General features: G+C 70.3%; 14 protein-coding genes and 1 pseudogene. 7 read left to right on the top strand and 8 right to left on the bottom strand.

The window, feature by feature from the left end; all coding sequences use genetic code 11:
* Positions 1-85 precede the first annotated feature (85 nt).
* The gene (locus GGR64_RS19655) at positions 86-481 is read right to left on the bottom strand and encodes an I78 family peptidase inhibitor (RefSeq protein ID WP_160964748.1); all 396 of its coding nucleotides are present in this window, start codon (positions 479-481) and stop codon (positions 86-88) included.
* 290 nt (positions 482-771) lie between these two features.
* On the opposite strand from GGR64_RS19655, the gene GGR64_RS19650 reads away from it, so the two are divergent.
* On the top strand, positions 772-1,992 hold the full coding sequence (locus tag GGR64_RS19650; RefSeq protein ID WP_184647926.1) for a DNA topoisomerase IB: 1,221 nt from the start codon (positions 772-774) through the stop codon (positions 1,990-1,992).
* A gap of 60 nt (positions 1,993-2,052) precedes the next feature.
* Here GGR64_RS19650 and GGR64_RS19645 read toward each other — a convergent pair whose 3' ends face one another.
* Positions 2,053-2,409: a hypothetical protein gene (locus GGR64_RS19645; RefSeq protein ID WP_184647924.1), complete on the bottom strand. Its 357-nt coding sequence runs from the start codon at positions 2,407-2,409 to the stop codon at positions 2,053-2,055.
* Positions 2,410-2,547: 138 nt separating this feature from the next.
* On the opposite strand from GGR64_RS19645, the gene GGR64_RS19640 reads away from it, so the two are divergent.
* Positions 2,548-2,781 (top strand): hypothetical protein, encoded by a 234-nt coding sequence (locus GGR64_RS19640; RefSeq protein ID WP_160964742.1) that lies wholly within the window; start codon positions 2,548-2,550, stop codon positions 2,779-2,781.
* A gap of 70 nt (positions 2,782-2,851) precedes the next feature.
* A complete protein-coding gene (locus GGR64_RS19635; RefSeq protein ID WP_184647922.1) occupies positions 2,852-3,883 on the top strand; it encodes an SDR family oxidoreductase in 1,032 nt (343 codons plus the stop codon).
* A 205-nt stretch (positions 3,884-4,088) separates the two neighbouring features.
* On the opposite strand, the gene ligD is transcribed toward GGR64_RS19635, so the two are convergent.
* From ligD to GGR64_RS19620, 3 genes are all read right to left on the bottom strand, one after another.
* Complete coding sequence (gene ligD / locus GGR64_RS19630; protein WP_184647920.1) at positions 4,089-6,725, bottom strand: DNA ligase D; 2,637 nt, start codon at positions 6,723-6,725, stop codon at positions 4,089-4,091.
* A 19-nt stretch (positions 6,726-6,744) separates the two neighbouring features.
* Positions 6,745-6,921: a DUF3606 domain-containing protein gene (locus GGR64_RS19625; RefSeq protein ID WP_160964736.1), complete on the bottom strand. Its 177-nt coding sequence runs from the start codon at positions 6,919-6,921 to the stop codon at positions 6,745-6,747.
* A gap of 192 nt (positions 6,922-7,113) precedes the next feature.
* Positions 7,114-9,441 carry a TonB-dependent receptor gene (locus tag GGR64_RS19620; protein ID WP_184647953.1) on the bottom strand — a complete coding sequence of 776 codons (2,328 nt, stop codon included), beginning with the start codon at positions 9,439-9,441 and terminating at the stop codon, positions 7,114-7,116.
* 685 nt (positions 9,442-10,126) lie between these two features.
* Between GGR64_RS19620 and GGR64_RS19615 the strand changes: the two genes are divergently transcribed.
* Together GGR64_RS19615 and GGR64_RS19610 are read left to right on the top strand one after the other, a co-directional pair.
* Positions 10,127-10,513: a BlaI/MecI/CopY family transcriptional regulator gene (locus tag GGR64_RS19615; RefSeq protein ID WP_048491669.1), complete on the top strand. Its 387-nt coding sequence runs from the start codon at positions 10,127-10,129 to the stop codon at positions 10,511-10,513.
* A gap of 3 nt (positions 10,514-10,516) precedes the next feature.
* Complete coding sequence (locus tag GGR64_RS19610) at positions 10,517-12,571, top strand: M56 family metallopeptidase (RefSeq protein WP_184647918.1); 2,055 nt, start codon at positions 10,517-10,519, stop codon at positions 12,569-12,571.
* Between the two features lie 507 nt (positions 12,572-13,078).
* On the opposite strand, the pseudogene GGR64_RS19605 reads toward GGR64_RS19610, so the two are convergent.
* Together GGR64_RS19605 and GGR64_RS19600 are read right to left on the bottom strand one after the other, a co-directional pair.
* Positions 13,079-13,885, bottom strand: a pseudogene (locus GGR64_RS19605) (ribonuclease H-like domain-containing protein); the annotation flags it as partial.
* Positions 13,886-14,184: 299 nt separating this feature from the next.
* Positions 14,185-16,698 (bottom strand): DEAD/DEAH box helicase, encoded by a 2,514-nt coding sequence (locus tag GGR64_RS19600; protein ID WP_184647916.1) that lies wholly within the window; start codon positions 16,696-16,698, stop codon positions 14,185-14,187.
* A gap of 240 nt (positions 16,699-16,938) precedes the next feature.
* Here GGR64_RS19600 and GGR64_RS19595 point away from each other — a divergent pair, with 240 nt between their 5' ends.
* Entirely contained in the window at positions 16,939-17,601 is a 663-nt protein-coding gene (locus GGR64_RS19595; protein ID WP_184647914.1) for a hemolysin III family protein, read from the top strand.
* A 55-nt stretch (positions 17,602-17,656) separates the two neighbouring features.
* Positions 17,657-18,187: a hypothetical protein gene (locus GGR64_RS19590; RefSeq protein ID WP_221236296.1), complete on the top strand. Its 531-nt coding sequence runs from the start codon at positions 17,657-17,659 to the stop codon at positions 18,185-18,187.
* Between the two features lie 49 nt (positions 18,188-18,236).
* Here GGR64_RS19590 and GGR64_RS19585 read toward each other — a convergent pair whose 3' ends face one another.
* Positions 18,237-19,934, bottom strand: a complete 1,698-nt coding sequence (locus GGR64_RS19585) for a peptidoglycan-binding protein (RefSeq protein ID WP_184647912.1) — start codon at positions 19,932-19,934, stop codon at positions 18,237-18,239.
* Positions 19,935-19,955: the final 21 nt, after the last annotated feature.

Genomic DNA, 19,955 nt, shown 5'->3' with positions numbered 1-19,955 from the left:
GTGCCGCAATACACCGTTACACCTGCAACTTCAGTGCTGGCGGCGACGCTGCCACCGTTGCCGCACCGGGGTCCTGGCCGAGCGCTCAGCCGCAGCGCACGCCGGTGATCTGGTTCTTGTCGTCGACCTCGATGTTGAGCCGTTCGCCGTTGAACTCCATGGTCACCGCCTGGTTCGGCTTGAGCACGCGCGCCATCTTGGCGCCGGTGTCGCTGCGCGCCTGATCCAGCAGGTCCGGTGCGAAGGTCTGGCCGACCAGGCCCTGCGCCTGCGAGGCATCGCAGGTCCCCACCGGCGGTGCGTCCGGGGCACTGGCCGGGTCCGGCGCGGCGGCCTGCTGCGCGGCGGCCTGGGCCTTGGCGGTCACCTGTTCCTGCTCGTCCGGCGGCGGCGCGCCGCAGGCGGCCAAGGCCAGCGCCAGGCAGGCCGTGCCGAGCAGGCCGACACGCGTGGACGCACGGGAGGAAAGGGGTGTGCTCATCGGGGCTCCTATGGATGGAGGGAAGATGGGGTGAAGCATAGAACGTGCGCCGCGCTTTGAGACCGGCCGGGGCCATCGGCGGCGAACGGCACCGCCGACACGCCGACGGCCGTTGCGGTGTCTGCCGGCGCGACGCACGTTCCAACCCAGGCAGCATCGGACACGGCGCGTTCGCCACACGTTAAGCGGCACGGCCCTGCCGACATCACGCGCCGTAGCCGCTGCGCTGCCGACAATCCGGGCTCGTGGAACCGGCGGCGCGGACCGCGGTTCCGGCTTACGGAGGTCCGATGTCCAACGCGTCCCGTTCCACCGCCGCCGCCGAGGCGGCGCGTGCCCGCCAGGCCGCCAGCAGCGCGGGCCTGGTCTACGTCAGCGATCAGGAGCCGGGCATCGCCCGTCGCCGTGCCGGCAAGGGCTTCGGCTACCGCATGCCCGATGGCAGCGCCGTGCGCGACGCGGCCACCCTGCAGCGCATCCGCCAGCTGGCGATCCCGCCGGCCTATACCGAGGTGTGGATTTGCGCGCGCGACAACGGTCATCTGCAGGCCACCGGCCGCGACGCGCGTCGGCGCAAGCAATACCGCTACCACGCCGACTGGGCGCAGGTGCGCGGCGATGGCAAGTTCGAGCGCATCGTCGCCTTCGGCCAGGCGCTGCCGCGGCTGCGCCGGCGCCTGCGTCGCGACATGGCCCTGCCCGGCTACCCGCGCGACAAGGTACTGGCGATGGTGGTCGCGCTGATGGCCGAGACCCTGGTGCGCGTGGGCAATGCCGAATACGCGCGCAGCAACCGCTCCTACGGCCTGACCACGCTGCGCAACCGCCACCTGGCCTTCGTCAAGGGCGGCCGCGCGCGGCTGCAGTTCCGCGGCAAGGGCGGCCAGGAGCACGACATCGAGGTCGACGACGCGCATCTGGTCAAGCTGATCCGCGGCTGCCAGCAGCTGCCCGGGCAGGCGCTGTTCCAGTACCGCGACGACGACGGCCAGCTGCAGCCGGTGGATTCGGGCGAGGTCAACGACTACCTGCGCGAGGCGATGGGCGAGAGCTTCACCGCCAAGGACTTCCGCACCTGGGGCGGTACCCGCGCCGCGCTGCAGCGGCTGGCGGCGTTGCCGCTGCCCGACACGGGCGGCGAGCGCGCGTTGGCGCAGGCGCAGAACGCGGTGATCCGCGAGGTGTCCGAGGCGCTGGGCAACACCCCGGCGGTGTGCCGCAAGGCCTACATCGACCCGTGCGTGTTCGACGGCTGGCGCTGCGGGCGCCTGCACGGCCTGTGCGAGGGCGTGCGCGGTGAGCGCCAGTGGGATCTGATCACGCTGAAGTACCTGGGGCGGGCGCGCACCGCGGCGCGCAAGGCGGCCAAGGCCGCCGGTCGCAGCTCGGCGAAGGCGCCGCCGCTGCGCAAGGCCGCGCGTGCCACGCGCAAGGGCGTGGCGGCGAGTGCGCAGGGCAGCGGCAGCCGGGCCAAGCGCAAGACCGCGTCCGCGTCACGCAAGCGCGCCTGAGCGCGTGACGCTGCCGCTGCGCTCAGGCGCGGCGGCGGCTAGAAGGCCTGTCGGCGCGAATCAGCCGCAGTACACGGTGGTGATGTTGTTAGTCGGGCCGATCTCGATGGTGAGGCGGTCGCCGCCGGTTTCGCGGGCGCCACGGTTGGCGCTGTCCACGCCGCTGGAGGTGGCGCCGTTGTCGCTGACGCTGCTCTTGACCACCTGCACCTTGAGGCTGTCGCTGTCGACGCGGGCGCGTTCGACGGTCATGCGCGAGGCGGCCAGGCCGACCGCGCCGCGGACCTTGTCGATATGGCATTGGCCGGAGATGACGCCGTCGATCGGCTGCACCTGCGCCACCTGGGTGGTACTGCAGGCGCCGAGCAACAGCACGGCGGCGAACGGGGCGAGGCGGGCGAGTGGGTGGCGGATCATGGGGCGTCTCCTTCGATCGATGGCGCGAGCCTGTCGCGGCGCATGTTTGCGCCGCATGAAGAGATCGCGCCGGGGTTTCACCGGTCGTGGCCGCCGGCGGGGCCAGACTCGGGATTCCCCCAGCAACCGGAGCCGATCATGGCCACCTGCGATGTCTGCGGAAACGACGACGACCAGGCCTTCACCCTGACCCAGGGCACGCGCAGCGGCACCTTCGATTCGTTCGAGTGCGCGATCCACGCCTTCGCCCCGCACTGCAGCCACTGCGATTGCCGCATCGTCGGCCACGGCGTGCAGGCCGGCGAGCGCATGTTCTGCTGCGCGCATTGTGCCCAGCACGCCGGCGTGAGCGGTCTCGCCGACCGCGCCTGACCGGACCCCTTCCTTCCTCTCGAGGAGGTCAGCGCGTCTGTGTCCTCCTCCCGCATCCGGAGTATTGCCGATGGCCTCCCGCAAGCGTCCTGCCGCCACCCCGTCCGCCCCGTCCAAGCGCAGCAGCGCCTCCTCGTCCAGCGCCAAGACCGCGCAGCAGCAACGTGCGCTGCAGCGCGCGGTCGATGCCGGCGACGCCAAGCCCAAGCCCAAGCGCGCCAAGCCGGGCGACGCCGGCCAGGCCGGGCCGCGCAAGCAGCCGCAGCGCATGCCCAAGCAGCACCTGGCCAAGCCCGGCAACGAGCACGAACTGGCGCTGCAGCCGCGTTTCGAGGCGCCGGAGTACGTGGGCAGCGGCAAGTTGCGCGGCATGAGCGCGATCGTGACTGGCGCCGACTCGGGTATCGGCCGCGCGGTGGCGGTGCTGTTCGCGCGCGAGGGCGCGGATGTGGCGGTGCTGTACCTGGACGAACACGAGGATGCGCAGGTCACCCGCCAGCACGTCGAGAACGAGGGCCGCCGCTGCATCACCATCGCCGGCGACGTGAAGGATCCGGCGTTCTGCGAGGACGCGGTGGCGCAGACCGTGCGCGCCTTCGGCGGGCTCGACGTGCTGGTCAACAACGCCGCCTTCCAGTTGCATTGCGATGCGCTGGAGGACCTGAGCGAAGAACACCTGCAGGAGACCTTGCAGACCAACATCGCCGGCTATTTCCACATGGCGCGCGCGGCGTTGCCGCATCTCAAGCGCGGCGCGGCGATCGTCAACAGCGGCTCGGAGACCGGGCTGTTCGGCAGCAAGTCGCTGCTGGACTATTCGGCGACCAAGGGCGCAATCCATGCCTTCACCATGGCCCTGGCCAGCCAGTTGCAGCCGCGCGGCATCCGCGTCAACGCGGTCGCGCCGGGGCCGGTGTGGACGCCGCTCAACCCTGCCGACAAGTCTGCGGAGGACGTGGCCGAGTTCGGCAAACAGAACCCGATGGGACGCCCGGCGCAGCCGGAGGAGTTGTCGCCGGCGTATGTGTTCCTCGCCTCGCCGATCACCGCCAGCTACATCAATGGCGCGATCCTGCCGGTGATGGGTGGGCCGACGGGGTGAGGTGCTGTCGGTGGGTGTTCTGGCGTCCGTACCCTCACCCCAACCCCTCTCCCGAGGGGAGAGGGGCTTTGATTCCCTTCTCCCGCCGGGAGAAGGTGCCCCGCAGGGGCGGATGAGGGTACGGGTCGCTCGTGTTCATTCCCAGCGAGTCGCTTCGCGCCGTACCCTCACCCCAACGCCTCTCCCGGAGGGAGAGGGGCTTTGCTCACTCTGCTTCAGCCCAGCGCGCCAGGTTTTGCTTCAGCGCGTCGATGCCGGCCCACGGATCCTTGCGTCGCCGCTTCAGCTTGGCCGGGACGTCGCGCAGCTTGAAGGCGTCGGCGCGGTGCAGCTTTGGCAGGTCGCTCCAGGCCAGCGGCATCGCCACCGGCGCGCCGGCGCGGGCGCGTAGCGAGTACGAGGCCACCGCGGTGGCGCCGCGACTGTTGCGCAGGTAGTCGACGAAGATGCGCTGGTTGCGCAGGCGCTTGCTGGCCGTGGCGAGGAAACGGTCCGGTTGCGACTGCGCCAACGCGTCGGCGAAGCCGTGGGCGAAGCGCTTGGTCAGGTCCCAGTCGCAGCCCGGCGCCAGCGGCACCACCACGTGCAGGCCCTTGCCGCCGGACACGCGCAGGAACGACTCCAGATCCAGTTGCGCCAGCAGCTTGCGGATGTCGGTGGCCGCGCGCTTGACCTCGGCGAAGGGTACGTCCGGGCCTGGGTCCAGGTCGAACACTACGCGATCTGCTACGTCCGGGCGCTGTGCCTTGGCACCCCAAGGATGGAATTCCAGGGCGTTGAACTGCACCAGTTCCAGCAGCCCGGCCGCGTCGTCGACTACCAGATACTCGGCCTGGGTGCCGCTCTCCTCCTTCAGCTTCACCGACGACACCAGCTCAAGCCCGGCGGTGTGGTGTTTCTGGAAGAAGCACGCGCGCTCGGCACCGGCCGGGCAGCGGATGATCGACAACGGGCGGCCGGCGATCTCCGGCAACAGGTGATCCATCACCGCGCTGTAGTAGTCCCAGACCTCGCGCTTGGTCGCGCCGATGTCGGGGAAGACCACGCGGCCCGGGCTGGACAGCGTCGGCGGCGTGCGTGCGCTGTCGGCGTTTGCGACGTCGCGCTTGCCGCTTCCGGCCTTGGCCACTTTCGCCGCCGTTTTGGTCGCTTTAGTCGCTTTGGCCGTCTTGTCTGGCTTCTCTGTTTTGGTCTTTCTGGCGGCCGGCGTGGCGCGTGCTGCCGCCGCGCGCGGCGCCGGGGCGGCGCTATCGCCGCCTAGGTCGGTAATGTCCTTGTCGGGGCGCACCGCCTTCAGCGAGGCCTGGCGCAGCAACTGCTGGCCACCAATGCCGCGGTAGAACACCTCCACCACGAAGCGCGGCGCGAACCAGCGCGCGCTGCGCAGGTCGGTCTCGGTGGTCGGCACGTGCACGCTGGGCGTGGCGCTGCCGGCCTTGCCGATCAGCGCGGTCAGCTCGCGCAGCAGGGCATCGGAGAAGCCGGAGCCGACCCGCCCGGCGTACAGCCAGCCGTGCTCGGGATCCGGCCGTGCCAGCAGCAGCGAACCGAAGCCACTGCGGCTGCCCTTGGGCGCGGTGTAGCCGACCACGGCGAACTCGTCCGAGCGCAACTGTTTGGTCTTGCGCCAGTCGTCGCTGCGGCCGCCGTGGTAGCCGCGGTCGGCGCGCTTGGAGACGATGCCTTCGAAGTGCTGCGCGCCGGCGAGCTGGAACGCGGCGTCGCCATCGCCGTCGATGTGCGAGCTGAAGGCCAGGTGCGCATCGGCGCCCTGCAGCAGCCGCTGCAGCAGCGCCTTGCGTTCGGACAGCGGTGCGGCGGCGATGTCGATGCCGTCCATGTGCAGCAGGTCGAACAGGGCCAGCGCCAGCTTGCCCTGGCGCTCGCCGGACAGCACCGCCTGCAGCAGGTTGAAGTCTTCCTTGGTCCCCTTGCCGGCGATCAGTTCGCCGTCCAGCGCCGCCGAGCGCAGGCCCAGCGCGGCGATGGCATCGCGGATCTCGGGGATCTTGTCGGTCCACTCGATCGCGTTGCGCGACCACAGCCGCACCACGCCATCGGCGACGGTGGCCAGGATCCGGTAGCCGTCCCACTTGATCTCGTGGATCCAGTGCGCGCCCTGCGGCGGCGCGTCGCCAAGCCGGGCCAGTTGCGCCGCGAACGGCCCATCCGGTGCCGCGGCCGGCACCGCGCCCGGCAGCGCCTGGGCGAGCCTGGTCCAGTTTGTCCGGCGGCCCTTGCGCACCGGTGCGGCGACGACCGTGGCCTTGCGTTTGTCGGGTTTGCCGGCGCCGGCGCGCTTGACGTCCTGCGCCGGCGCCGCGGCGACATCGGCCAGCAGATCGTCGGCCTCTAGGTCGCTGGCGAAGGCGTCGTTCTCCTTGAACAGCAGCCACTGCGGTTGCCGCGCCGGCTTGCCCGAGCGCACCAGGTGCCAGCCGCCCTTGAGCTTGTCGCCGAACAGTTCGAAGCGCAGATGGCCCTTGGCCAATTGCGCCTCCGGATCGTCCGCGCTGCTCCACACGCCGTGATCGAATTGGGCGACGTGGCCGCCGCCATATTCGCCCTGCGGGATCTCGCCCTCGAACGTGGCGTAGTCCAGTGGGTGGTCTTCCACTTCCACCGCCATGCGCTTGACCTTGGGGTCGTAGCTCGGCCCTTTCGGCACCGCCCAGCTCTTCAGCGCATCGCCGACCTGCAGGCGGAAATCGTAGTGGCGGCGGCTGGCGTGGTGCAGTTGCACGACGAAGATCGGCCGCTGCCCGGCCGGCACCGGCTTGCCCGGCTCCGGCTCGCGGGTCTTGTCGAAGCGGCGCTTGCGGCGGTAGTCGGCAAGGCTCATGGCGCGGGTCCGGCCCGCGTCACTTGCGCAGGTGCGCGCGGACCGCCGCGGCGCTGCTGCCCACGGCCTGCACCGCCGCGCGCAACTCTTCGGCGGAGACGCCCAGCGCCTGCGTCCAGTAGCGCACTTCGTAGTCTTCGTGGAGGTTGATGCGGTCGCGATCGGGCGAACCGGTGTTGCGGGTGTCGTCGCTCATGCCGATGTCCTGTGCAGAAGCCGCTGCGGTCGTGGGGCGCACGCCGCAGCGCGGCGGCGAGGGCCGACGGACGCGGCATGCGTCGGCGGACCGGTGCGGAAACTTCTAGTCGCGTCGGCGTGGCACCGCCGTGAACGCCGTGTCTGCCCCATGCATACGCACCCGCCGGGGTGGGGCGCGCATGCCGCCCGCTCAGAACGCCAGCGAGGTACTGAACAACAGTTGCCGCGGCGCGCTGCGCTGCAGCGTCTGGTAGTCGCCGGCGAAGGCGGAGCCGGCGATGTTGGCGGTGCCGATGGTGTGGCGGTCGAGCAGGTTGCTCACGTCTAGGCGCAGTTCCAGGCCCGGCAGCCGGCTGTCCGCGCCCAGCGTGTAGGCCGTGTACGCGTTGACCTGCCAGAACGCCGGCACGCGCAGATCGTTCTCGTACGTAAAGGGCTGATGCAGGTATTCGGTGCTGGTGGCGCCGAGACGCCAGTGGCGCACGTGCGCCGACAGGTCGCTGACCAGCGACACCTGCGGATAGCCTGGTTGCGCCTTGCCCCGGATCGGATAGACGTCGCCGTCGACGACGACATCGCGGTCGTAGACCGAACGCGCCAGCGCCACGCCCTGGTAGAACTGCAGGTGCGGGGTCAGGTCGACGGTCACGCCCAGGTCGGCGCCGAACGTGTGCATCTTCGGCATCACCTGCACGGTGTTGACCTGCGCGAACTGGGTGCCGACCGCGGCCGACAGCAGGCGATGGCGGATGTCGCCGTAGAACACGTCCGCGGTGACGGTGGCGCGGTCGAAGCGATGGGTGCCGCCGACGGTGAGGTTCCAGTCCTGTTCGGGGCGCAGGCTGCGGGTGAGGCGGTCGAAGGCGCCCTGGTCGGGCACGGTCCAGGCCGAGGCGGTATAGCCGATGTTGCCGCGCTGGGCGACGCGGAAGCCGTTCATGGCGCTGCCCAGGTCGATGAAGCCATCGGTCTGCGCGGTCGGGCTCCAGAACAGCGACAGGTGCGGCAGGAACGCGCTCTTGGCCCGGAGCGTGCCGGATGCGGGCCGGTCCGGCGCATCGCCGACACCGCCGCCGCTGGTGCGAAAATCCACCGCCTTGGCGCCCACGCCCAACACCAGCGTGTCGTTCAGTGCGATGTCGTCGTGCACGTAGGCCTGGCGCGCGCGGGTCGTCCACTGCGAGACGTTGTCGGTCTTGAACGCCGGGCCGTACACGTCCCAAGGTCCGGTGGTGCGCAGCGGCCGGCCCTGCCCCAGCAGCGGCTCGGAGTACCAGGACGTCGCCGCGTCGGCGCTGCCGTGCTCCTGCCAGAGGCCGGCGCTGAGGGTGTGCCGGCCAGACACATAGGTCAGGCTGAGCAGGCCGCCGGTGCGCTGCAGGTGTGGCGCCTGTACCTGCTCGGAGAACGGCGCACCGTCGGGCGAGGGCGTGGTCGGATCGCTCAGCGTGGCGTGGGTGCGGCTGCGCGCGCTATAGACCTGCACCCGTCCGCTGAGCGCGTCGGAGATGCGGAAATCGTGCGCGAGCGAGGCGATGCGGTCGTCGCTGACCTGGCCGGTGTCGTACGGCAGCAGCCCGGCCAGCGCGCCGCAGCTGTAGGCACCGCAGGAGGCGCTAGCGTTCTGCGGCAGGGCGATGGCGTAGGCCCTGGCGTAGTCGGGATAGACGCTGTCGGCGTGCCAGCCGAGCTTGCCGAGCATGTCGAAGGACAGATTGTTGTAGCCCCACATCGCCGCATGGCTGGCGGACAGGAACACGGTGAACGTGCCCCAGGCCACGTCCTGCGTCGCCTTCAGGTCGCCGCGCAGGAAGCGCTGGGTGCCGCCGCCCTGGTACTTGTCCGCGCCCAGCCTTTGCAGGTCGACCTGCAGCTTCGGGCCGTGGTCGCCGAGCTGCCCGCTCTGCGCGGAGACCGTGGTGACTCGGGTCGCATCGCTGCCCACGCCCTGCTTGAGACGCAGGCCGGGCGTGTCCTTCGGTTCGCCCAGGCGGTACTCCAGCGCGCCGCCGTTGGCGCTGCTGGAGAACACGCTCACCGGTGCCGCGCCGGGGCTGACGGTGATGGTGCCGATGGCATCCGGCACGGCGACGTTGACCACGCTGGTGCCGGTCAACGACAGGAAACCGCTGTCGTTCAGCGGCACGCCTTCGAAGGTGATGCCCATTTCGTTCATGCGGAACCCGCGGACGAACAGGCTGGTGGCGGAGACGTCCAGGCCCAGGCCATCGGTGGCGGTGTAGCTGGCGCCGGGCACGTTCTTCAGCCTCGCCAGGCCGTTGCTGCCGGCGATGTCGGCGTCCATGTCGCCGGCATTGATGACATAGCGGTTCGGGCCCACCACCTGGGTGGGCGCCACCGCGGCCGCATGCGGCGAGGCCACCACGTCCAGCGCGGACAGCGTGGTCGGTGTGGTGTCGGCGTTGGCGTTGTCGACCGCGTCCGCGGCATGCGCCGAGGACGCGGCCAGGCAGGCGCCCAGCGCCGCGGACAACAACGACGGCGTGCACGCGTGGATGAGGCGATGCGGTGCCGACAACGGCAGGGCGGCGGCGCGGAGGCGGGAGGAAGTCGCGTGCATGGTCGGATCCGGCGTGGAGTGAAAGACGTGGCGCAGGCGCGCACCCAGCGCAGGGCTGCGGCCTGGTGGCGGCGCCCGGCTGACTGTGCGTTTGCGATGACAGGGCGCCGGCGGTGCGGCGCGAATCAGGGAAGGTGGCGCGCGGCAGTTACGGCCGTTCGCTCCGGAGCGATGGAGGCGAACGGCGCAGCTGCGACAGCGCGCTTCCCGAGGTGGGTACAGCGGCGTGAAGCGATGCAGGGAATTCTTGCATCGCATGTGCGCTTGCACCATTGCGCGTTGGTACAGCCCTGCCTGCTGCGCGTATGCGATGCGATACCTGGGTATAAGCCAGCGGTGTCGCTACGCAAACAAGACCGGCTCGCCGCGAACGTCTACGGCGAATGCGAGCATGTGGGCGGTGGATGCGGACCTCGCGCCGCACACGTGCGCGGGGCATGGCTGATCGAACGCCCAGGACCGATGCGGCATCCGCCGGGATGCGATGAGCCGCTACCACCGCGTCCCGGACGGACGTCAGCGCCAGCCTGTAGCCAACCGCCAGCCCATGACCTGCGACCTATTGACGACAGTTGTCGTCATGGGTAGCTTTGCCGACACGTGTAGTCATCGGAGTGGGCGGATGCGCCGCAAATCGATCGGGGACCAGGAGCTGGCCCTGCTGCAGTACATCGCCGAACAGGGCGATGCCAGCGTCGGCGAGGTTGCCGCCGGGTTCGGCGAGGCGCGCGGGCTGGCGCGTTCGACGGTGCTGACCATGATGGAGCGCCTGCGTGCCAAGGCCTATCTGCGCCGGCGCCAGGTGCAGGGCGTGTACCGCTATGCCGCCACCAGCGGCCAGGACGACGTGGTGCGCAGCGCGGTCGGCAGCTTCGTCGAGAAGACGCTGCAGGGCTCGGTGTCGCCGTTCGTGGCGTGGATGTCGCAGCGCGCCGAGGTCAGCGATACGGAACTGGCCGAACTGGAGGCCCTGGTGGCCAAACTGCAATCGCAACGGCGGGAGGACTGAGCCATGCACAGCCTGTTGGGGACGGACGTGTTCGAGAGCCTGCTGTCGCGCTTGCTGGCGACCAGCGTGCAGACGGTGGTGCTGGTCGCGCTGATCTGGGCGCTGTGCCGCTGGCTGCCGACCCTGCCGGCGGCCACGCGCTGCCGGCTGTGGTGGCTGGTCGCCGCGCAGAGCGTGCTGGGCCTGTTGTGGGCTGGTGCGGTGCAGCTGCCGGTGTTGCCGGCCGCGCCTGCGCCGGTGGCGGCAGCACCGGTGGCCGCCACAGTGCCCGTGACGCCGGCACGTCCTGCGACCCCGCCTGTGCCTGCATCGGCGCAGGCGCCGATGCAGGTCAATGTCAACGCGACTGCCGTGACCGCGGCGGCGATCACCGCCCCGCCGTCAACGGCATCAGTGGCCGCCTTGCCGTGGCCGCAGGCGCTGGTGGCGCTATGGCTGGCCGGCGTGCTGGTCTGCGCCGCGCACAGCGTCCTGGCCTACCGACGCAGCCGCCAGCGTGCACGCGAGGCGGCACCGTGCACCGACACCGCCCTGCTCGGCGCGCTGCGCCTGGCGGCCGAGGCGCACGGCCTGCGCCAGCCACCGCAGCTGCGGTTGTGTGCGCACACCGATTCGCCGCAGCTGATCGGGCCGTGGCGGCCGGTGCTGTTGCTGCCGGCGCGGCGCATGGCCAGCCTGCGCGCCGACGATCTGGACATGGCGCTGACCCATGAGTTGGTGCACCTGCAGCGTCGCGATCTGTGGTGGGGGCTGCTGCCGGCGCTGGCGCAACACCTGTTCTTCTTCCATCCGCTGGTGCACCTGGCCAACCGCGAGTACGCCCTGGCCCGCGAAGCGGCCTGCGATGCGGCCGTGGTCGCAGGCCACCGCCATTGCCGTCACGACTACGCGCGGCTGCTGGTGCAGCTGGGCGTGGCGCCGCGACCCAGCGCCGGCCTGGCCAGCGCGTCGCCGACCTTCCTGAGCCTGAAACGGAGATTGCTGATGCTGCAGACCACGTCCGCTTTTCCGCGCCTGGGCGCGGCCCTGATCCTGACCGCGGTGACCGTGCTCGGCGTGACGCCGCTGCGCCTGGTGGCCCAGCCCGGCCATGCCGTCGCGCCTGCCAGCAAGTCGGGTGTCGCCCGTGCAGCGGCGCCGACCGCCGCCGAGGCCGACGCCGCAGCCGAGGCGGCCGCCGACGCAGCCGAGGCCGCTGCAGATGCGGCCGCCGAGGCAGCGGAGAAGGCGGCCGACGCCGCCGATGCGGCCGGCACGGACAACGACACGGCCATGGATGACGGCGCCGCCGCACGTGCCGCCAATGTGCCCGGGACGCCGCTGCCGCCGCGTACGGCAACCCCCGCCACCCCCGCCACTTCTGCGACGCCGTCGCGCCGTGCGTCGGCGCCGGTCGCGCCGTTGCCGCCACCCGCGCCGCTTGCGCCGCCGGCACCGGCCGTCCCAGCCGTCCCGCCAGCCATCGGTTCGCGGATCAGCACGCGGTCGGTACAGAAGACCCGCAACGGCCGGCTCGAACAGTCGTATGTCCGGGTCAAGGGCAGCCATTCGACGATGAGCGGCAGCAGCGACGATCTCGCCGCCATGAAGCGCGAGACCCAGGGCGATGGCCTGTGGTTCCGGCGCGGCGACAAGCGCTATGTAGTGCACGATCCTGCATTGTTGGCCCGCTTCGATGCGCTGTTCGAGCCGATGGGCAAGCTGGGCGCGCAGCAGGGCGAACTCGGCAAGCGCCAGGGCGCATTGGGCCGCGAGCAGGGCGAGTTGGGTCGGGAACAAGGCAAGCTGGCGCAGGAAGCCGCGGCGCGGGCGCTGGAGCGCATCGACATGGACGCCATCGCTGCCAAGGCGCAGGGGCATGCCCAGGCGGAACTTGCCAAGCGCCAGGACGCGCTGTCGGCGAAGATGCGCGCGCTCGGCGAACAGCAGGCCGTGCTGGGCCGGCAGCAGGGAGAACTGGGCGCGCGCCAGGGCGAATTGAGCGCCCAGGCCGATCGCGAAGTCGACCGCCTGCTCGACGCCGCCATCGCCGCTGGCAGTGCGCAGCGGCTGGAGTGATCCGGTGCACGCCGCGCGCCTGGCGTGCGCGGCGTGCTCTTGCGTTGACGTTGCGCCGTCTCTAACCACGCGCAGTCCGCCGTGACACTCGGCAAAGCAGTGTGGGAGCAACTTCAGCTGCGACGGACTTTACCGGTCGTCGCGACTTAGGGCATTTCAGGGTGGCAAACGCTGCAGCACGCCATCGACAGGCCACAGACTGCGCGTCGCGCGTTGATGAGGTCGCGGATTTTCGGAACGCGCCATGCGCGATCCGCTGTCGTAGGAGCGGCTTCAGCCGCGACGGGCGTTACCGGTAAAGCTGTCGCGGCTGAAGCCGCTCCTACACGCGTGCTTGCCAACATGACTTGACGCTTCTGACGTCATTTCGCACCGGTCGCGTCCCTGGATGCGCCGCCCTTGCAAATCTCCATGCCGCGTTCGCAGCATGTCGTCTGCATCAGCGCGCTATGCATCGCGCGATGCAGCATCATTAGGTCGGCAAGGCACCACCCGAGTGCCCAGCGACTACACCGACGCAGCCGCCGCCAACGCCCGCTCCTCGGCCTCGGCGGCGACCAGGCGCTGCAGCAGCAGCGCCAGCGTGACCACGTCCTGATGGTTGTGCGCGGCGACGCGGCGCAGGTTGCGTGCGTTGCCGCCGCGCAGGTAGCCCAGCCACGCCGCCGGGGCCTCGGATCCCGGCAGGTCGTCCTCGCGCACCACCCGCAGCAACTGCCGCTCGATGGTGGCGAGCTTGCAGTTCTCCCAGGTGCCGCGGTAGCGGCGGCGGGTGGGATGCAGCAGGTCCACGTGGTCCAGCGCCGACAGCGGATCGGCGCAGCGCGCCAGCCGGTAACGGGTCTTCAGCAGCGGCGCGTCGTAGCAGCGGCCGTTGTAGCTGGACAGCACCGTGCCCGGCCGCAGCCAGGCGCGGAACGCTTCCAGCATCGCCTTCTCCGCGCCCATCGTGGCCATCAGCAACTGGCGGATGCGCAGGCCCGGGCCATCGGCCGGGTGCACGGTCCAGTCGGCCGCACCGATCATGAAGGCGCGGGTGCCGGTGCCGCCAGCCAAGCCGGTGGTCTCGGTATCGAAGAACAGCAGGTCGGTCGGCGCCACCGCATCCTCGCGCCGGGCGAAGGCGAGCGATAGCGACGTCGCGGGAATCGGCTGCGGCAGGAACGCCTCGATCAGGTGCAGGCCGGGCGCGATCTCCACCCCGGGCAGATGCCGGTCCGGCGCTGTCGCCGGCCTGCGTACGCCCGCAGCCGCGGCGGGCGCGACGGCACGCTCGCGCAGGCCGAGCAGGCGCCGCAGTGCGGACACATCGGTGCCACCGCGATCGAACGGGGCGATGGCGATGGGCGGGGCCACTGCAGTATCGGTGCCGCCGCTGCGCGGGGGAGCCGGTTGCGTGCGTGCGGTTGGCGGTGCAGTCGGACGCGATACGTCGTCGCGCGTCGCCGCCGATGATTGCCGCGACACGTGCATGGGCGTCGCCGCGGCAGCGCCCGCGCGCGACGCAGGAGCCGCGTCCGCCACGGTGCGGTTGCCAGCGGACGCCGGCGTGCGCTCCGCGCTGGCGTCGCCGGCCTGCCGACGCAGTGCGCGCAGGCGCTCCAGGCTGATGCTCATGCGCTCCACTCCGGCAGCGCGTCGGCATCGGCATCGGCGACGATCGTGGTCGCGCCGTGCGCGTCCAGCGCTGCGTCGTCCTGCCCGTCGAGCAGCAAGCGCAGCACGCGCAGCGCCAGCGCCCGGGGCGTGGTCGCGCTGGCTTCCTGCGCCGCCAGCACCGGGCCGACGCAGGCCGGGCAGCCTGCGACGCAGTCGCAGCCCTGCACCAGTTCACGCGCGCGCTGCACCAGCTCGGCCTGGCGCCGCCACAGCGGCTCGCTCAGGCCGACGCCGCCGGGGAAGTTGTCGTACAGGTACACGGTGGGCACGAACTGCTGCAGTTCGATGCTGGCCGGCTCGCCGGTGTCGCCGCCGCGCAGCTGGCCGCGGCCCTTGGCGTCGGCTACCGCGAACCAGGCGCCGTCGCCGTCGCCCACCGCCTGCTGCAGGTCGCGCGCATCGGCCATCACCGCCACCGTGGCCACCACGTGCAGGGCGTAGGCGGCGCCGAGGAAGCCGTCCAGCGCGTCCTGCTTGCTGCCGAACGCCTTGAGCAGCGTGGCCTGCGGCAGCTGCCACCACACCGCGGTGGTGTGCAGTTCCTGGTCGGGCAGGTTGACCGGGCCGTAGCCGATGTTCTCGTGGGTGTAGTAGCGGATCTTCTTGTAGCCGGCCACGCGCCGCACCACGTGCACCTCGCCGTGGTGCGCGTCGCCGCGGCCGGCCGCGCCGCCGTCGAAGCGGTCCAGCACCTTGAGCTTGGTGAAGTCGATGCTGTCGGTGTAGTAGTCGACGTGGGTGCGGGTGACGTAGGCCTTGCGTCCTTCCCAGTCCAGCTTCTCCACCTGGTACGGCGTGCTCTGCACCATGTGGATGGCGCCTTCGTACAGGGTCAGCGCGGCAGCGGAATAGTCCACCTCGGCGATGATCTGCTGCTTGCCGTCGGTCTTGTCCACCACCACGAAGTTGCCGTCGGCGACCGAGCGCAGGCTCACCGCGTTGGCCGGATAGCTGTCGGCGATCCATTCCCAGCGGTCGCCTTCCTGGTGCACCACCTCGCTCTCGGCCAGCGCCTCCAGGAACACCGCCGGGTCCACCGGCCCGAACGCCTCGCCGGCGACGAAGGTCAGTTCGAACGCGGCGCAGCGGATGTGGTCGAACAGGATCAGCGGCTGGTCCGGGGCGATGCGGGCGTGTTCGGGCGAGGCGTCGGCGAAGAAGTCCGGATGCCGCACCACGTACTGGTCCAGCGGCTGCGAGCTGGCCACCAGCACGCCCAGCGCCGGCTGCTGGCGGCGCCCGGCGCGGCCGAAGCGCTGCCAGGTGGCGGCGACGCTGCCGGGGTAGCCGTTGAGCACCACCACGTCCAGCGCGCCGATGTCCACGCCCAGCTCCAGCGCCGAGGTGGAGACGATGCCGTCGATGCTGCCGGCGCGCATCGCCCGCTCGGCCTCTCGGCGCTCGCTGGGCAGGTAGCCACCGCGGTAGGCGCGGATGCGCGGCGGCTTGCGCGGGTCGTGGTCGAAGATGTCCTTCAGGTACTTGGTCAGCACCTCGACCATCAGCCGGGTCTGCGCGAACACCAGGGTCTTGAGTCCGGACTTGATCGCGATGCGCGCGATGCGGTTGCTCTGCGAGCGCGCCGAGGCGCGCAGGCCCAGGTCGGCGTTGACCACCGGCGGGTTCCACAGCAGCAGGTGCTTGTCGCCGCTGGGCGCGCCGGAATCGGTGATGGCGTGCACGCGCTGCTCGATCAGCGCCTCGGCATGCGCGCGCGGGTTGCCGATGGTGGCCGAGCACAGGATGAACTGCGGCGTGACGCCATAGAACGCGCAGATGCGCTTGAGCCGGCGCAGCACGTTGGCGACGTGGCTGCCGAACACGCCGCGGTAGGTGTGGATCTCGTCGATCACCACATAGCGCAGGTTCTCGAAGAACTGCGCCCACTTGGTGTGATGCGGCAGGATCGCCTGGTGCAGCATGTCCGGGTTGCTGACCACGATGTCGCCGTGCAGGCGGATCGCCTGGCGCGCATCGCCCGGGGTGTCGCCGTCGAAGGTGAAGGCCTTCACCCCGAGGTCGCCGGCGCGGTTGAGGTCCAGCAGCTCGGCCACCTGGTCCTGCGCCAGCGCCTTGGTCGGGAACAGGTACAGCGCCTTGGCCTGCGCGGTCATCGCCGCGGCCACCACCGGCAGCGTGTAGCACAGCGACTTGCCCGAGGCGGTGGGGGTGACGATGGCCACGTGCTCGCCGCGCTGCGCCGCGTCCCAGGCCTCGGCCTGGTGGCTGTACAGCTGCGCGATGCCGCGTTCGCGCAACGCCGCGGCCAGCGCCGGCGGCACGTCGTCCGGGATCGGCGCGTAGCGGCCGGCCTGGCCGGGGATGGTGAAGCTGCCGGTGATGCGGTCGTGATAGCGGCGCTCCAGCCGCGCGCTGAGCAGGGCGCCGTCGCGCGAGGGCATCCCGTCTGTGGTGGACAGGGCGCGCTCGGCGTCCTCGGTGCGCGGGGCTAGGGCGTGGGCGGGCATCGGCACGGCTCTCAAAGCGGAACAGGGAAGCGAAATCGCGTCTCAGGGTATGAGACGGGGCCTGCCGAGGCGAGGAAGGCAGGCTGAGCGGATTCAGGCGGCAGGCTTGCGTGTGTGCCGTTTACCCGATCGCTGACGCGCCATACGGCAACCACGCTGCCGTCGTGTGACGCGCGTTGTCGTCATCGACAGGTATCCTGTCGTCCCCCCGGCAACGGCGGCTCCTGCCGTCTACTTCCCTTGCCCGTGTCCGTTTCCCCGATTCCCCCGCACTACCGCACCGCTGCCGCCCGCCGCGCCGACCTGCTCGTGCATGCCGCCGGCCTGCTGCTGGCCGTGGTCGGCGGCGCGTTGCTGGTCTGGCGCGCGCATGCCAACGACGCGCTGATCGCAGCCACCTGCGTCTACGCGCTGGGGCTGCTGACCATGTTCGCGTGCTCGGCGGCGTACAACTTCGCCCCGCCGCAGCGCCAGCCGGTGCTGCGCAAGCTCGACCATGCCGGCATCTTCGTGATGATCGCCGGCTCCTACACGCCGTTCTTCGTGCTGGCGCTGTCCGGTGCCTGGGTCTGGTCGATGACCCTGGCGGTGTGGGGCGTGGCCTTGTTCGGCGTGTTCGCCAAGCTGTTCCTGCCCGGCATCGCCAAGGGCTTCTGGGTGGCGATCTACCTGCTGCTGGGGTGGGCGGGGATGGTCGCGGTCAAGCCGATCGTGGCCGGGCTGGACACGCCAGTGCTGTGGCTGATCGCCGCCGGGGGTGCGATCTACACGGTGGGCGTGGCGTTCTACGTGCGCAAGTCGATGCTCTACAACCGCGCAATCTGGCATGCGCACGTGCTCGGCGGCGCGCTGGCGCACTGGTGCGCGATCTGGTTGTGCCTGCGCCCGCTGTCGCCGACGTGAACAGCGGCGATGATGCGCTAGAGATGACCGCGCCGCGTCCGTAAGCTCGGGCGCCATGGACAGCATCGACACAGCGGATCCGATCGGCAGCCGCCTGCGCACGGTGCTGGCCGTCGCGCTACTGGCGGTGTGCACGAAGGCGCAGGCGCAGGCGCAACAGACGCCGCCTGCCGAGCAGGCGTCCGCAGCGCCGCCGCCCTCGGTTGCCGCACCGCCCGCGCCCGATGCCGCCGCGCAGCCCGACATCCAGACCCTGGGCGAAGTGCGCGCGCTGCCACCGGACGAGGGCGAGCCGCTGGATCTGTACCGCTTCAAGAATCCGGTGTCGCCTCCGCCCAACCGCTTCGACAAGGACTGGCGGCCGCCGCCCTCGGTGGAGCAGGTCAGCCAGAGCGGCGGCTACATCGCGCTCGGCGTCTACTACCTGGCCGGCAAGGCGGCCAAGGGCCTGCACGCGCTGACCGGCGGCCCCGATCAGGTCCAGGCCGCCGTCGCGCGGCCGCCACCGCAGCTGAGCGAGGCCGAACTGCAACGCGCCATGAAGGTGTGCGCGGAACAGGGCGGGGGCTGCGCGGCGGGGGAGTGAGCGCGTCGCTAGCTAGCCCAGGGTTCGGACGCCATCGGCAAGGACTGCGTCATCCCATGCTTCTACTATTGGCCTCGCGTGTCTGTGCGTCGCGCTGTTGCTCCATGGCGACCTGTGCCTGCAGACTGGCTTGGCGTTGCTGCTCCGACTGCGCCAAGGCGCCGAAGGACACTTCCACTGGCGTATTGATTGCCTGATCGGTCGGCATGTGCGCGCGCAAGCTGGCGGGATTGCGTGGATCGCCTTCGACGACGAAGACGTACTGGCCCGGTTCGGCCTGGCGGCCGCGTTCGCTGAGCAGCACATGGTCGACTCGTGAAAGGCCGTTGCGCGTGGCCAGCTCGGTCAGGCTGGCCTTCATGCACGCGCTCGCCATGTCGGATGCGCGGCCCAGTTGCCGGTCCAGCGCGTCGACGCCCTTGGAGCAGTCCTGATACAGCGAGCTGTGCATGGCCCCGGGTGCTGCTGGCGCCGGTGCCTGGCCTTGCCGACGATCGGGTGATGGCTCCGGCGCCGCGGGCGCTGGTGGAGCGGGTTGCGCTGGTGCCTGCTGGCGGGTCTGGTACTCGTCCCTGGTATACGGCGGCGGTTGCGGAGGCCAGTTTTCCCGACGGTCGAATTCCGTTGTCGGCGCTAGATGCTGGCTCACCGCGAACGCATTCAATTGTTGCCGCGTCTCCGTATCGGCGCGGCCGGTCTCCTGCAGGCCGTTGGCCTTCTGGAACGCACGGACGCCGGCTCCCATGTGCTCGTCGTAGAGGCGGTCGCTGTTCCAGTTCGGAGGCGCATTCTGGATGTAGCCCAAGCCTTGCAACTGCCGGCGCAGCTCATAGACGGGTTCGCCCTTCTCGCCTCGGCGGAGCTCTCCGTCCTTCAATGGGCCATACAGGTCCGTCATCGACTGGCGCTTGAATTGTGGCTGCGCCTGCAATGTATCGGCGCGCAGCTCGGCCAGCATGGCGGCATCGACGCGGCCGGTCGGCTCTGCGACGCCTTTGCTGCGCTCATACTGCTTGACCGCCTGTTCGGTACCGGCACCAAAATCGCCATCAGGTGAGATGGCCTTGCCTTTGCCATCGGTCATTCCCAACGCGGCCAGATACTGCTGTGCTTCGAATACGGTTTGATTCGCATCGCCCTTGCCGACAGACGCCGGCGCATTGGATGCAGCCGGTGGTTGTACGGGCGTCACACCTTCGCGTTGGATGCGCTCTACCAATGCAGGTACCGATGTTTCCCAGGTACGCGCGTAGCCGGCGATGGTTTGCACGCTTGCAGCGTCCCTGGGATTGATGATCGCGCGCGCCCCGGCATAGTCCTGCTTGTCTGCGTTGATATGGGCGGCTAGCGTTTGTCCCTGGACGAAGTCGCCATCGCGCATGCCGGCAACCAGAATCTTCGTCGCAATGGCGGGTTCTGCCGCCCGGCCTGGCGATTGCACGAGTTCGCGACCCAGCCCGGCCTTCTCACCGAGCTTTTCGTACAACTCGACATGGGTGAGATGCGCATAGCCGCGGCCGTAATAGGCTTCGCCACCGTGATAGGACAGCGTCACGGCCTGCTTTCGTCCCCAATCCTCTTCAGGTGCCTGGAAGTCTTTGGATTCGTGCTGTGCTGTCGCCAATACATACGCGATCTGCCGTGTGTCGGTGACACCGTGATCCAGGCAGCTACGGACGATCAGATCGACCGACTGGTCGCGTGTCAGCCCGAATCCCGCGTTTTGCTTGCCGTATCCGTCGCTCATGGGAGGTCCTTTCTCTCTGTG

The sequence above is a fragment of the Xanthomonas sp. 3307 genome, assembly GCF_014199735.1.
Classification (GTDB): domain Bacteria; phylum Pseudomonadota; class Gammaproteobacteria; order Xanthomonadales; family Xanthomonadaceae; genus Xanthomonas_A; species Xanthomonas_A rydalmerensis.
This window is presented reverse-complemented; position numbering and strand designations above follow the sequence as displayed.